The 13464-nt window shown below is 57.9% G+C and carries 12 protein-coding genes; 10 read left to right on the top strand and 2 right to left on the bottom strand.

Going from position 1 to position 13464, the window contains the following annotated elements; translation table 11 throughout:
- Positions 1-2 precede the first annotated feature (2 nt).
- The 6 genes from modC to QLG10_RS01615 all read left to right on the top strand — a co-directional run bounded on the left by modC (position 3) and on the right by QLG10_RS01615 (position 3726).
- A complete protein-coding gene (gene modC, locus QLG10_RS01640) occupies positions 3-1082 on the top strand; it encodes a molybdenum ABC transporter ATP-binding protein (RefSeq protein WP_110747801.1) in 1080 nt (359 codons plus the stop codon).
- A 76-nt stretch (positions 1083-1158) separates the two neighbouring features.
- Positions 1159-2178, top strand: a complete 1020-nt coding sequence (locus QLG10_RS01635) for a DNA topoisomerase IB (protein WP_033042232.1) — start codon at positions 1159-1161, stop codon at positions 2176-2178.
- Between the two features lie 72 nt (positions 2179-2250).
- Positions 2251-2472, top strand: a complete 222-nt coding sequence (locus tag QLG10_RS01630; protein ID WP_020797233.1) for a hypothetical protein — start codon at positions 2251-2253, stop codon at positions 2470-2472.
- A gap of 119 nt (positions 2473-2591) precedes the next feature.
- A complete protein-coding gene (locus QLG10_RS01625; protein WP_056852777.1) occupies positions 2592-2822 on the top strand; it encodes a hypothetical protein in 231 nt (76 codons plus the stop codon).
- Positions 2823-3019: 197 nt separating this feature from the next.
- Entirely contained in the window at positions 3020-3304 is a 285-nt protein-coding gene (locus tag QLG10_RS01620) for a hypothetical protein (protein WP_188264536.1), read from the top strand.
- Between the two features lie 212 nt (positions 3305-3516).
- Entirely contained in the window at positions 3517-3726 is a 210-nt protein-coding gene (locus QLG10_RS01615; protein WP_282485305.1) for a hypothetical protein, read from the top strand.
- Positions 3727-3951: 225 nt separating this feature from the next.
- On the opposite strand, the gene QLG10_RS01610 is transcribed toward QLG10_RS01615, so the two are convergent.
- Positions 3952-4725 (bottom strand): ParA family protein, encoded by a 774-nt coding sequence (locus tag QLG10_RS01610; RefSeq protein WP_033042239.1) that lies wholly within the window; start codon positions 4723-4725, stop codon positions 3952-3954.
- Positions 4726-5141: 416 nt separating this feature from the next.
- On the opposite strand from QLG10_RS01610, the gene QLG10_RS01605 reads away from it, so the two are divergent.
- Positions 5142-6791 (top strand): arylsulfatase, encoded by a 1650-nt coding sequence (locus tag QLG10_RS01605; protein WP_110747809.1) that lies wholly within the window; start codon positions 5142-5144, stop codon positions 6789-6791.
- A gap of 56 nt (positions 6792-6847) precedes the next feature.
- Here QLG10_RS01605 and QLG10_RS01600 read toward each other — a convergent pair whose 3' ends face one another.
- Positions 6848-7183: a hypothetical protein gene (locus QLG10_RS01600; RefSeq protein WP_110747812.1), complete on the bottom strand. Its 336-nt coding sequence runs from the start codon at positions 7181-7183 to the stop codon at positions 6848-6850.
- 292 nt (positions 7184-7475) lie between these two features.
- Here QLG10_RS01600 and QLG10_RS01595 point away from each other — a divergent pair, with 292 nt between their 5' ends.
- The 3 genes from QLG10_RS01595 to QLG10_RS01585 all read left to right on the top strand — a co-directional run.
- Positions 7476-8555: a glycosyltransferase family 4 protein gene (locus tag QLG10_RS01595; protein ID WP_282485304.1), complete on the top strand. Its 1080-nt coding sequence runs from the start codon at positions 7476-7478 to the stop codon at positions 8553-8555.
- Complete coding sequence (locus QLG10_RS01590) at positions 8530-10686, top strand: amylo-alpha-1,6-glucosidase (RefSeq protein WP_282485303.1); 2157 nt, start codon at positions 8530-8532, stop codon at positions 10684-10686. The genes QLG10_RS01595 and QLG10_RS01590 overlap by 26 nt, the downstream gene beginning before the upstream one ends.
- A gap of 98 nt (positions 10687-10784) precedes the next feature.
- Positions 10785-13464, top strand: a 2680-nt coding sequence (locus QLG10_RS01585) for a CheR family methyltransferase (protein WP_282485302.1), incomplete at its 3' end; no start/stop codon positions are given.

Below are 13464 nucleotides of genomic sequence, written 5' to 3'. Positions count from 1 at the left end.
CGATGATTCAAATGCGTCTGAAACTGAGTTATCCGGGGTTCGCCCTCGATGTCGATCTGCAGTTGCCCGGCCGCGGGGTAACGGCGCTGTTTGGACACTCCGGGTCTGGCAAGACCACCTGCCTGCGCTGCATCGCCGGGCTGGAACGCGCCGACGAGGGATTTATCCAAGTCAACGATGAAGTGTGGCAAGACAGCGCCAAGGGGGTTTTCGTCCCGCCGCACAAGCGCGCACTGGGTTACGTGTTCCAGGAAGCCAGCCTGTTCCCTCATCTGTCGGTGCTGGCCAACCTGCAATTTGGCCTCAAGCGCATCCCCAAGCCTCAGCGCCGGGTCGACATGGCACACGCGACCGAACTGCTGGGTATCAGTCATCTGCTCGACCGCCATCCGCAGCACCTTTCCGGCGGCGAACGGCAGCGTGTCGGCATGGCGCGCGCCCTGCTCACCAGCCCGACACTGCTGTTGATGGACGAACCGCTGGCAGCACTGGACGCGCAACGCAAAAGCGAGATCCTGCCTTACCTGCAACGGCTGCACGATGAACTGGACATCCCGGTGCTCTATGTCAGCCACTCCCAGGATGAAGTCGCGCAACTGGCCGATCACCTGGTGCTGCTCAGCGACGGCAAGGCGCTCGCCAGCGGCCCCATCGGCCAGACCCTCGCACGCCTCGACTTGCCGCTGGCGCTGGGTGACGACGCCGGCGTAGTGATCCAAGGGCATGTCGCCGCCTATGACGCCGACTACCAGTTGTTGACGCTGCAACTGCCCGATACGGACCTGAACATTCGCGTGACTCACACGCCGATGGCGATGGGCCAGGCGTTACGTTGCAAGGTCCAGGCGCGGGATGTCAGCCTCAGCCTGCTCGGCGATTACCAAAGCAGCATCCTCAATCGCCTGCCCGTGACGGTGGTCAGCGAAATGCCCGCCGACAACAACGCCCATGTGCTGGTGCGCCTGGACGCCGAGGGCAGCCCTTTGCTTGCACGTATCACCCGCTATTCCCGGGACCACCTGCACCTGCACCCGGGCCAACGTCTCTGGGCGCAGATCAAGGCCGTGGCCGTGCTGGCGTAACGCCGTGGGCACGACTGGCGCGGCGCGGGGTCAATGGCTGTAACGGCCCCTCGATCCCTCGCCCAGGACAATCGCCATGCCCGATGCACTGCCCCGTGACCTGCACTACGTCGATGACACCCAGCCCGGCATCACCCGCCGCAAACTGCGCGGCAAATTCTGCTATTTCGACCCCACTGGCCAGCGCATCGTCGACCCGCAAGAAATCCAGCGCATCAACGCCCTGGCGGTACCCCCGGCCTATACCGACGTGTGGATCTGCAGCGACCCGCGCGGGCACCTGCAGGCCACCGGTCGCGACGCCCGCGGGCGCAAGCAGTACCGCTATCACCCGCGCTGGCGCGAGGTGCGCGACAGCGACAAATACTCGCGGCTGAGGGATTTCGGCCTGGCCCTGCCCAAGCTGCGCAAACAACTGGAAACCTTGCTGGAGGCGCCGGGTTTGAGTCGCGACAAGGTCATGGCCACCGTCATCACCTTGCTCGACGCAACGCTGATCCGTGTCGGCAATACCCAGTACGCCCGAGACAACCGCTCCTACGGCCTGACCACCCTGCGCAACCGCCATGTCGAGGTCAACGGCAGTGCGATCCAGTTCCAGTTTCGCGGCAAGAGTGGCGTCGAGCACCAGATCACCGTGAAGGACCGGCGCCTGGCGCGTATCATCAAGCGTTGCCAGGACATTCCCGGGCAAAACCTTTTTCAATACCTCGATGAAAACGGCGAGCGACACACGATCACTTCCGCCGACGTCAACGCCTACCTGCAAACCCTGACCGGCGCCGACTTCACCGCCAAGGACTACCGCACCTGGGCCGGCAGCGCCCTGGCCCTGGCGGTTCTGCGCGAGCTCGAGTGGCAACCCGAGTCCCAGGCAAAACAGCACGTGGTGGCGATGGTCAAGGACGTCGCCAGACAGTTGGGCAACACTCCGGCGGTGTGCCGCAAGTGCTACATCCACCCGGCGGTACTCGAGGGTTTCCTGCTCGGCGCCCTGGCGCAACTGCCAAAGCCGAGGGTTCGTAAAGGCCTGCGGGCGGAGGAAGTCGCACTGGCGATGCTGCTGGAGAAAATGGCGTCCGAGGCGACGAACTGACCTGCCTATTTTTTGCACGATTGCAAATGGCTTCTATAGTTGATCTGTACGCCAATCAGCTGCGGTGAAGCCATGGAAGACATTTTCGTCGTCAAGCGCTGCAACAAGATCATCATTCATGGACGCCGGGCTGGAGAAACCACGCATCAACCCGCTGAAGCCGCCGTCTGGTACCGCATCGCCGATACCCGCACCAATGGTTTCATCGGTGACGGCTACGATCATGAATACGATGCCCAGCGGGTATGCCGACAGCTCAACGCCCGGTCACAAGTGATGGTCCGGCAAGGCTGACAAACATTCGCGGGTCTATACTGACAAAGTGCTGAAGGATCAGCGCCCATCGGTTCAAAGCTCGCTTGCGGCGGGCTTTTTACTGCCAATCTTCAGGTTCTTAAACGGAGGTGTTCCCCATGTCCGAAAAAGAGTCCATCACCACCCTGCTCACCCTGCTCGACTCCCGTCAGGTTCGCCTGGCCGCCGCGTGCAAGGAAATCGCCGACTGGGTCGATCATCAAGGCGGACACCCGACTGCGCTCAGAATCCGTGATCGTCTGAACGACATCGAGAAGGATACACCCCTGATCCGCAATACACTGTCGTCGCTCAAGCCAGTCGACCGGCCTCTGCCACGGTTCAGATGATCCAGATCGGGATACCGATACGCAGGCACGACCTGATGCAGGACGCATGATCGGCGACGCTATCGTCGCCGAGCGAGTGCTTGCCTGATTCTTGTCCCTCAAACCAGCCGGGCGCTGGTTTTTTTGCGCCCGCAAGCGGCGAATATCACTAACACAGGGTTGTCTAACGATTACTTCGTTACGAAGGAGGCGTTCTGATGGTCACCCACTTCAAAATCGGCGGGCACCTCGCCTGCGGTCACAAGGGCAGCAACCTCACCTCCACCCGGGAACTGAATCGGGTGAAATGCAGAAGCTGTCGAAACACCGACGCTTACAAAGAGGCGCGCAAAACCGAGCGCAATGCTGCACGCCGCGCCGCACGCAAGGCAAAAACCGCTCACGTGGTCAATGACTGGCGCCAGGCCTGGACCGAGCGACTGACCGCCATGGCAGGGATGCAACGGTTGCCACGGGGCTTTCATGGCCAGGGCTTCGTCTAGAGGCACGAGGATCGGGTCGATCTGATCGGCCGTTCCTGACAATCGACGCATCCCCCCGGGTCTTTCGCAACAATGTCCGACGCACCGCTACAGCACGCGCCTGAACCCTTCCGATGTGAGGCATTGGCGACAATGGCCTTCCTCGGCTAGGGTCATTTTGCGTATAGAACCAAGGCGTGTTGATTGGCAGAAATCACCCCAAGGAGGAAGCGATGTCATCCACTCGTAATGCCGAACAAACCTATCGCCAGTGGTCCAGCCCGATCCTGCTTGAACTCAAGGAGCGAGAACACCAAATGTCCCCGTCAGACCGCGAGGCGCTGCAAAACATTTTGCTGGAAAGAAGGCTGATCGATGTCGGCAACCCGAACGGCAACGATCGGCGCAAGGCGGATTTGAGCACTGAGGATAAACAGCAATAACGAGCGGCCTGACACCCGACCAGTCTTTTACGGATACCCCAAATCCCCTGTAGGAGCGAGCATGCTCGCGATGGACGTTAACGATAACGCGCCCTGTCTGGATGAATACGTTGTCAGGACCTTCTTCGCGAGCAGGCTCGCTCCTACAGGCTCACTCGCTATATAAATTGAAACCACAAATCGCCGTTACCGCAGGAATGGATATCCCCCAATCCAAATTTGCACCTAAGCCGCTCGCTCCAGGGCATCCAGCAAATCGGCAAACTCCAGCGAAAGCTTATGGCGCGGAGCCAGATGAACCAGGGGAACCGACACTTGGTGAGACTCGCGCATCTTCACAGAGCGACTCAGGTAAACCGGCAGCAGCGGTATCCCTTCGGCCAACAGCTCATCCACCAGATGCTGATGCAATCCGGTCTGCCCCGAGAACTGATTGACCACCACCCCTTCCACCGTCAGCGACTCATTGTGATCAAGTCGTAACTCTTCTACTTGCGCAATGACGCGATACAGCGCCAGACGAGAAAACCTGTCGCAATCGAAGGGAATCAGCAACCTGTCCGCCGCCACCAAGGCGCTGAAAGTGTAGAAATTCAATGACGGCGGTGTATCGATATAAATGCGCTCGTAGTCCTCGGACAGTTCCACCAACAGCTTGCGCAGCTTGTTGACCTTGAACTTGCTCTGCAGCTTTGACTGCAGGTCTGACAGCTCAGGGCTGGCGGTTACCAGGTCGAGGTTGGCGTAAGGCGTGCGGGTGATATTCACGCGATGCTTCCTGCCTTCGAAACCGCCGGACAAGGTCTGCTTGAAAAAATCGGCGATGCCCGCAGGAATATCCTCATTCACCAGGCCGGTGAGGTAGTGAGTCGAATTGGCCTGGGGATCGAGATCAACCAGCAGCGTTCGGTAGCCTTCGGCAGCACTCACGGCGGCGAGGTTGCAGGCAATGCTGGATTTCCCAACCCCGCCTTTCTGATTGAATACGACACGACGCATGTGACTTGCTCATCCATGAAAAAAGCCAGAGGCCAACTGACGGTAAATGTAAGAAGCCGTGTCAATTGTATGACCGGAACATTACAGTTTTGCGACAGTGGCGGCACAAGGCCCGGATTAGAGCGATGGAGTGAGAGGCCTTCATGACCTGTTCAATAAAGGAACGTCGATGGTCGAAGTCCAAATAATCGACGAACGACATCTAATCCACGAGCTACGACCACGCGGGGCGCGAATTGTCGAACTAATCTTGCACGACTGCCTTGAGCAGTGAATGGAAATGTCATCGCGTTGTTTGATGGCTACCTTGAACTGTCCAGGCTAAACGTTGGGGGTTACTAACGATCATGCTTGTTGTTTTGCGCTCGATGCTTGAGCGGCCCGCAACGAGTATCGGACTTGAGAAAGGAAACCTTATGAACGAGTTCGCGCACCGCCCCAGGTTTTACCTCGCCTGTTCATTGTTGATGGCAATCAACTTTGCCCAAGCTGCCCAAACCGAAAAACCCAATATCCTTTTCATCGTCTCCGACGACACCGGCTACGGTGACCTGGGCCCCTACGGCGGCGGCGTGGGTCGAGGGATGCCAACGCCGAGCATCGACCGGCTCGCCGCAGAGGGCACCACCTTCTACTCCTTCTATGCCCAACCAAGCTGCACCCCAGGCCGCGCCGCCATGCAGACCGGGCGCATCCCCAATCGCAGCGGCATGACCACGGTGGCGTTCCAGGGCCAGGGCGGCGGTTTGCCGGCGGCTGAATGGACATTGGCATCGGTGCTGAAAACCGGCGGCTATGAGACTTACTTCACCGGCAAGTGGCACCTGGGCGAGGCTGATTACGCACTGCCCAATGCCCAGGGCTACGACGTGATGAAGTACGTTGGCCTCTATCATCTCAACGCCTACACCTATGCCGACCCTACCTGGTTCCCGGACATGGATGAAGAAACCCGTGCCATGTTCGCCAAGGTGACCCAGGGCGCGTTGTCGGGCAAGGCCGGGGAAAAAGCCGTTGAAGAGTTCAAGATCAACGGCCAGTACGTCGACACCCCGGTAGTGGATGGCAAGCCCGGTGTCGTGGGCATTCCGTTCTTCGACAACTATGTGGAAAAGGCGGCGCTGGAGTTTCTCGACACCGCGGCCAAATCCGGCAAGCCGTTCTTTATCAACGTCAACTTCATGAAGGTTCACCAGCCCAACCTGCCAGCGCCGGAGTTCGTCCACAAGTCGATCTCCAAGACCAAGTACGCCGACTCCGTGGTTGAGCTCGATACCCACATTGGCCGCATCCTCGACAAGCTCAAGGCGCTGGGCCTGGATAAGAACACCCTGGTGGTCTACACCACCGATAACGGCGCCTGGCAGGACGTTTATCCGGACGCTGGCTACACGCCCTTCCGTGGCACCAAAGGCACCGTGCGTGAAGGGGGCAACCGGGTGCCGGCGATCATGTCCTGGCCCGGCAAGATCAAGCCGGACGCAAAAAACCACGACATCATCGGCGGACTGGACCTGATGGCGACGTTCGCCTCGGTTGCCGGGATCAAGCTGCCGGACAAGGATCGCGAAGGAAAACCGATCATGTTCGACAGCTATGACATGACCCCTGTGTTGCTCGGCACCGGCCCTGATCCGCGCAAGGAGTGGTTCTACTTCACCGAGAACGAACTCTCCCCGGGCGCTGCCCGTGTCGGCAATTACAAGGCGGTGTTCAACCTGCGTGGCGACAACGGCGCCGTGACCGGTGGCCTGGCCGTCGACAGCAACCAAGGCTGGAAAGGCCCGTCCAAGTATGTAGCGACCGTACCGCAGGTGTTCGACTTGCTGCAGGATCCGCAGGAGCGCTATGACATTTTCATGAACAACTACACCGAGCGCACCTGGACAATGGTGCCAATCAGCATGGCAATCACCCAGCTGATGAAAACCTACGTTCAGTACCCTCCTCGCAAACTGCAAAGCATGAGCTATGACGGCCCGATCGAATTGTCCAAGTACCAGAAGTTCCAATCGGTACGCGAAGATTTGGAGAAGGAAGGCATCACTATTCCAATACCCAACTAGCGCAAGCAGCCAGCGCCTGCGCTTGATTGGCGCGGCGCTGGCGTTCGACGGGGGATTCAACCCAAGGTTGTTCGTTGAGAATCGCTGGCTGCGATGTGGTTTGTGTCACTCTGAGCATTCATTACCAGGTTTCCCGAGGCAATCTCCCGCGCACGAGATACCCCCCATGCCAGTGCCGTGGTCATCGTATCGTGGGGCAAACAGTCGTGGGCCTCTTCAAATAAAGGCGAACCGTTTTTGTCGTAGACACCGATGAATAGCTGCGTTCTACCCTTTCTGGAAACTCTTGTTTGAACATCAATGAGAGTGCCATCATTTTGCAATTCATCGTGGGATCGACAATGCAACTCGCAGTCCGCCCAGAGCCAATACGTGGAACCTCTGCGCATCATCTTCGTGGCCTCCCTCTTTGTTGAATTTCGATGAAAACCAACGCAATACGAAATATTTAGTACGACAAATCTACAGCGTCAACTTCCTGAAACCCGCCACTTGTCGGACGATTTCCTCCACGAAAATCATTCCCAAAACTATATATTTGCAATATCACTGTCGCTGCACATTTAGCTTTCCTCTATGAATTAACCGCTTGTCGTGGCAATAAATCCAATGTCTTTACGGTCAGGTCGAAAAACTTGACGGCAGGTCTTTTCCATAAACGCTGATTACTTAGAGATCGCGGCTATGAAAATCGCACAAATAGCCCCGCTGTATGAATCCGTGCCCCCTTGTCTCTATGGAGGAACCGAAAGAGTCGTAGCTCATCTAACGGATGCTTTAGTCGGACTGGGACATGACGTCACCCTTTTTGCCGCCGAGGGATCGCGCACTTGTGCAAACCTGGTCGCAGCCCGGGATCAGGCGTTGCGACTGGACAGTAGTCCGTTGAAGTCCGAGTTGGCGAGTCACTTGAGTTTGCTGTATGAGTTGCGACATCGGGCGGCAGCGTTCGATGTGCTGCACTTTCATATAGACCTGTTGCATTTTCCATTTTTCGAAGACATGGCGCATAAGGTCTTGACCACTATTCATGGTCGCCTTGATATCAAGGATCTGGAGGGAGCCTATTCTCGATGGTCTCACTATCCCCTGGTTTCAATTTCGCAACATCAGCGCCAGCCATTACCGAACGCCAATTGGATCGACACCGTTTATCACGGTTTACCGCAGTCCAGTCTGACGTTCCATTCAAGACCGGGTGACTACCTCGCCTTCCTGGGGCGTATTTCTCCGGAAAAGCGTCCCGACCGGGCTATCCGCATTGCGCACGCTGCCGGCTTGCCACTAAAAATCGCCGCCAAGGTCGACGCCGCCGATCGCGAATACTTCGAACGGCAGATTCGCCCTTTTCTGACACTGCCAGGCGTCGAGTTCATCGGCGAGATTGGCGATGCCGACAAATCCGCGTTCCTGGGCAACGCCCGGGCGCTGCTCTTTCCCATTGATTGGCCCGAACCCTTCGGCCTGGTGATGATCGAGGCCATGGCCTGCGGTACGCCGGTCATCGCCTGGCGCTGCGGTTCTGTCCCCGAAGTGGTTGATCATGGTGTAACCGGCTTCATAATCAATAGCGAACAAGAGGCGGTGCTCGCTGCCCGTCAGGTACTTGAGCTTGATCGACAAGTGATACGTGACGTATTCGTCAGACGTTTTTCAGCCAAGGTGATGGCGCAACATTATGTTGACCTCTATCGGACACTCACCGACAGGTCTGATTACACAGTGCCGGACATAGCCCATGAATACATCGTCCAGCAATCCTGAACAGCCTCAACCAAAACCCGGTGCGAACGAACCCGTTGCGCATACCTTGTATGTGCTGGTCGATCACAATACGTACCTGGTGGCCAATGCATTCGGTGATATCGACGGCGGTGCCGTGGGCATGTTCTACCACGACACGCGTTTGTTATCCGAATATCAATTGACCGTGGCGGGTCGGCGTCCGTCGCTGCTCTCGGCGGCGGTCAGCCGCGACAACGTGTACTTCCGCTCACATTTGACCAACCATCCGCTACCGGTACTGGGAGAAGAAGACACACCGCAAGGCGTCATCCATATCGAGCGCAAACGCTTTCTTTGGGAAGAGCGAATGTTCGAGCGCATCTGCTTTTTCAACTACAGCGAGCAACCCGGCAAACTACCGGTTGAACTGCGGTTCCGGGGAGACTTCCTCGACATGTTCGAAGTTCGTGGTCAAAAACGGCCATTGCGTGGCACGCTGACCAAACCTGAAGTACTCGACCAGGGCGTGATGCTTCATTACGAGGGACTGGACCATCAGCGACGCTGCATGGCGATCAGTTTTTCCCGATTGCCAGAACACATCAGCGGCGACAGTGCGAGTTTCCAGATCGATATCGGCGCTCACGAGCGCCGCGAGTTGTATGTTGAAGTAGGCTCCAGCATTGTCAGTCCTGGCCGCACGCGCTATCGATCCGCCGCCGCGCAAGCTTGCCGGGCCATGCGCAGGAAAGAGCAGCGAGGGGCTCGGATCAAGGCTTCCGGCCGGCTGTTCCAGGGTTGGATAAACAAATCCCGGGCTGACCTAGCCTTATTGACTGCCGATCTTCCCTCCGGCCCCTACCCCTATGCCGGCGTTCCTTGGTACTCCACACCTTTTGGCCGCGATGCGATTATCACAGCCTATCAATCACTCTGGCTCAACCCGTGCCTTGCCCGAGGTGTGCTCGCCTACCTGGCTGCTCATCAGGCCACGGAGATTTCGACCTTCAGCGATGCTGAGCCGGGCAAAATCATGCATGAGACGCGACAGGGTGAAATGTCGAAACTCAACGAATTACCCTTTGCCCGTTATTACGGAGGCGTCGATACGACCCCCTTGTTCGTGATGCTGGCCGGCGCTTATGCAAAACGCACCAACGATCGGGCGTTCATTGAAGCACTTTGGCCGGCACTGGAACTGGCCACGCTCTGGATGGAGACCAATGCCTCGAAGAATGCCGAAGGCTTTATCAGCTACCAGCGAGGGGAAGTCACCGGCTTGGCCAATCAAGGCTGGAAAGACAGTCATGACGCCATTTTTCATCGCGATGGCCGCACCCCGGTTGGGCCCATCGCATTGATAGAAGTGCAAGGCTACGCCTGGCGCGCATTCTTGAGCATGAGCACCTTGGCCAGGCAACGAGGCAATGAGCAAGCTGCGGTTCGATGGCAAGGCATCGCAGAAAACCTGCGCCGGGCGGTTGAAAAATGCTTCTGGATGGAGGATCAGCAATTTTACGCACTGGCGCTCGATGGCAATGGCCAGCGTTGCGAGGTGAAGGCCTCGAACGCAGGTCACCTGCTGTTCACCGGATTACCCATGCCTGAACGGGGAAAAACGGTTGCCCGGCAATTTCTGACCAACATCTTCAATAACGGCTGGGGCGTTCGAACACTTGAAACCGGGGCCGTGCGGTTCAACCCCATGTCTTATCACAACGGTTCGGTTTGGCCGCATGACGTTGCCCTGTGCGCAGCAGGTATGGCCCGATATGGCGAGTATACGGGCGTCGTTCGTGTCCTCAGCGGGATGTTCGAAGCCGCGACGTTTTTCGGGATGCGGTTACCCGAACTGTTCTGCGGGTTCAAGCGTGGTCCGGGTGAGGCACCGGTTGCCTATCCAGTCGCCTGTTTGCCTCAAGCCTGGGCAGCAGGCTCCATTTTCATGCTCTTGCAGGCATGCCTGGGGATCAGCATTGACGCTGCTGACTGTCGAGTGATCATCAGGCAACCTCGACTGCCCATTGGTATTGACCGTCTGGAAGTGCGGACACTCCAGATCAATGAACACAGCGTCGATCTTGGCTTTCAACGAATTGGCGACCGCGTTGCGGTTTACATAGAACGACAAGATGGTCCAAGCTTGATTCGACTCGACGTTAAATTGTAAATCGCTGTCATCCGCCGATATCCACGCCAGGGACCGGAATCGCGGTTTACCCTGGGCAGCTGTAGGCAGAGCTTGCCCCGGAGATCAAGGTGCCTCCTATGAGAACTACTCCCAGCCGCTCACCCAATGTTCCGCAACGAAAGGAACTGACCCCCAGCAACCTTGCATTTCCGGTGGTCGGGATTGGCGCCTCCGCTGGCGGCCTCAACGCGGTAAAATCGTTTTTTGAGCACATGCCCAATGACAATGGCATGGCCTTCGTGGTCATTCTTCATTTGGCGCCAGACCATGAAAGCATTGCCGACCGGATCATTCAGGACGTCACGCAAATGCCGGTGCGCCAGGTGACCGAGACGATCCCGATCGAGAAAAACTGCGTCTACGTCATTTCGCCGGCCCATGACCTGATCATGAATGACGGCTACCTGTCGGTCGCTCCTGCACAGCGCTCGGCGGGAAGCCACATTGCTATCGATCTGTTCTTCAGGGATTTGGCGGATGTGCACAAGGAGCGCGCTTTTTGCGTGGTGCTTTCCGGCGCCGGCTCCGATGGCGCGGTCGGTCTGTCGCGAATCAAGGAGCAAGGGGGCGTCACCCTGGTCCAGACGCCCGAAGAGGCCGAGTTCGACAGCATGCCGCGCGCGGCCATCGACACGCGGATGGTCGACCTGGTGATGCCCGTGGCGCAAATGCCACAAAAGCTCCTGGAGCTTTGGCACAACGCAAAGACCATCACCCTGCCCGGCGCCAATGATCCAGGCCTCAAGACGGCCCTTCCCGAGGAACGGGATGCAGCAAAGACCGAGCGTATCCTGCAGGACATCCTGCTGCACTTGCGCACCAATACCGGCCACGATTTCAAGCACTACAAGCGCGCCACGGTCCTGCGCCGGATAGAGCGACGCTTGCAAGTGACCGCCCAGCCAAACCTGGCCGCCTACTACGACTACCTGCAAACGCACCCGGAAGAAAACAACGCCCTGCTGGGCGATATGCTGATCGGCGTGACCAACTTTTTCCGCGACCGCGAAGCCTTCGAAGCGCTGGAACGCGAAGTGGTGCCCAACCTGGTGAAATCGTTACGCGACTCCCAGCCGCACCGTGAGGAAATTCGCATCTGGTCGGCCGGTTGTTCGACCGGCGAGGAAGCCTACAGCGTGGCCATTCTGGTCAGTGACCAATTGGCGCTAGAGGCTACAGCGGCCAAAGTGCAGGTATTTGCCACGGACATCGATGAGCGCGCCATCGCCGTTGGACGCAGGGGCCTTTATCCCGGGGCGATCATCACCGATGTCCCTCCCCAGCGCCTGCGTCAGCATTTCATCAAGGAGGGCCAGAACTTCAGGGTGCACAAGGAGATCCGTGACAAGGTGCTGTTCGCCAAGCACAGCCTGTTACAGGACCCACCGTTCTCGCAGATGGACCTGATTGTCTGCAGGAACCTGTTGATTTACCTGGACCGCGACGTACAACGCACCCTCTACGAGATGTTTCATTTTGCCTTGCGGCCGGGCGGTTTCCTGTTTTTGGGGGCATCCGAATTCGCCGATGGCTGCCCGGACCTGTTTACCCCGGTGGACAAACGCAATCGCATCTTCCGCGCCAAGAGCCCTGCGAACACGTCTCGGCGCGCCCCGGCCCTGCCTCACGACGGCTATGCGCGAACCGCCATCAGCGCCCGCCCCCTTGAAACCCAGACGACTCGCAAGATTTCCTTCGCCGATATCCATCTGCGCGCGCTGGAAAAGACCGCACCACCGAGCATCATTGTCGACGTCAACGGCAACATCCTGCACCTGAGTGAAGGCGCCGGGCGCTTCCTGCGGTATGTAGCAGGAGAGCTGACCCGCAGCTTGCTGGCACTCGCGCTTCCAGAATTGCGACTGGAGCTGCGCACGATGCTCTATCAGGTCCATCAAACAGGCGCTGCCGTCACCTCGAACAAGGTCCGAATCCAACGCCAACAGCAGTATTACCAGGTGGATCTGAGCGCGCACCCGTACAAGGATGAAGAGACCGACAGCGAGTACGTGCTGGTGATCCTCAAGGAGCAGGAAATCGTTGCGAATGTACAGTTGGATGTTGCTTCGAACGAGAGCGACAACCACCTGCTGGCCAGCCTCGAGCATGAACTGCAGCGCACCAAGCTGCACTTGCAGGAGACGATCGAACAGTCGGAAGTCTCCAGTGAAGAACTCAAGGCTTCCAACGAAGAAATGCAGGCCATCAACGAAGAGCTACGTTCGGCCACCGAAGAGCTGGAGACCAGCAAGGAAGAGTTGCAGTCGATCAACGAGGAACTGCTGACCGTCAACTACGAGCTCAAGACCAAGGTTGAAGAAACCGACAAGATCAATGACTACCTCACCAACTTGATTGCGTCGACCGACATTGCTACGGTGTTCGTCGATCGCAACATGCGCATCCGCTGGTTCACCCCCCGGGCCACGGACATCTTCAGCATGCTGCCGGTGGACACCGGGCGCTCGTTGCTGGACATCACCCATCGCCTCGATTATCCGGAAATGGTCGAGGATGCGGAGACGGTTTTCGGCTCGCTGAACATGATCGAGCGCGAGATCAGCAGCAACGACCAACGCTGGTACATCGCCCGATTGCTGCCCTATCGTTCCAGCGAGGATCATATCGACGGCACGGTGCTGACCTTTATCGACATCACCAAGCGGCGAGCGGCGGAGGATGAGTTGCGCTTGAATAACGAGCGCATGCGCCTGGTTGCCGAAAGCACCCACGATTTTGCGATCATCATTCTCGACG

The organism is Pseudomonas sp. V98_8 (genome assembly GCF_029967975.1).
Lineage (GTDB): Bacteria > Pseudomonadota > Gammaproteobacteria > Pseudomonadales > Pseudomonadaceae > Aquipseudomonas > Aquipseudomonas umsongensis.
Note: the sequence above shows the minus strand (reverse complement) of the source record. Positions and strands in the feature narration are given on the sequence as shown.